The organism is Brevibacterium sp. R8603A2, assembly GCF_023072605.1.
Classification (GTDB): domain Bacteria; phylum Actinomycetota; class Actinomycetes; order Actinomycetales; family Brevibacteriaceae; genus Brevibacterium; species Brevibacterium pityocampae.
Map to the genome: position 1 here is coordinate 1 of NZ_JALLGN010000039.1, position 998 is coordinate 998.

General features: G+C 62.8%; 2 protein-coding genes and 1 other annotated feature. Both genes read right to left on the reverse strand.

All coding sequences use genetic code 11. From position 1 onward, the window contains the following. A partial coding sequence (locus MTQ12_RS14780) for an IS3 family transposase (protein WP_247619221.1) occupies positions 1 to 683 on the reverse strand: 683 nt, incomplete at its 3' end. Further along, positions 603 to 719 (reverse strand) — a sequence feature (AL1L pseudoknot). It overlaps the preceding gene by 81 nt. Continuing rightward, the coding region (locus tag MTQ12_RS14785; protein WP_247619222.1) for a transposase at positions 680 to 998 on the reverse strand (319 nt) is incomplete at its 5' end. (Overlaps the previous feature by 40 nt.) The genes MTQ12_RS14780 and MTQ12_RS14785, both read right to left, overlap by 4 nt.

The window sequence follows — 998 nt, forward strand, 5'->3', positions numbered from 1 at the left end:
GATGCCACGATCGCAGACTCAGCCAGCGTCTCGCCATAGCGAATCGAGCGGAACTGGACTCCGCGATCCGAGTGGTGAACGAGCCCGGATACATCGTGCCCGGCCCGGTACTTCGCCGCCAGAGCCATCGTGAGCGCGTCCCGGGCCAGGGATTCACGCATATGGTTCGTCACCTGCCAGCCGACGATCTCGCGATGGAACACATCGAGGATGAACGTCGTGTACACCCACCCCGAGCGCGTCGGCACATAGGTGATATCGGCCACCCATAAGCAGTTCGGTGCAGGCGCGGTGAACTCCCGCTCGACGAGGTCCTCCGGGCACTCCTCGGCTCTGGCCGATGCCGTCTTGGGACGTTTGCGTTTGCGCCGCACCCCATCGATGCCCAGTTGGCGCATCAAACGCTCGACCGTGCAGCGGGCCACCGGCCCGAACCGGTCGGCGTGATCACGGTTGATCGCTTTCCACATCTTGCGCACTCCATAGCAGGAGTAGTTCGCTTCGTAGATGTCCCGGATGACGACCATGAGATCGCAGTCCCGAATAGCCCGGGCCGAGGGCCGGCGCAGTTTGTACGCGTAGTACGAGCTCACAGCGATCCGTGCAGCAGTCCCGCGCAGGACCCGCACGATCGGCTCGACTCCGAACTCGTCACGATTCTCGTCGATGAAGTCGACGATCACCTTGATGGGCGGTCGAGCTCCGCCGCGAAGAAAGCCGATGCTCTGCGCAGGATCTCGTTCGCTCGCCTGGCTTCGGCCAGCTCCGCCCGCAAGCGTCGGTTCTCCGATTCCAGATCCACAGACTCCGACGGTGTGATCCTGCCGGATTCCTTGTGCTTCCGCACCCACACGCGCAAGGTCTCCTTACTCAACCCGAGCTCTTTCGCGACCCGAGTAATCGAGCCGTTGGCAGTCGCGGGATCGGCCTGAGCGTGAATGACGAGCTCTACTGCACGAGCCCTGAGCTCGTCGGTGTACTTCACTGGCATGAGAGAA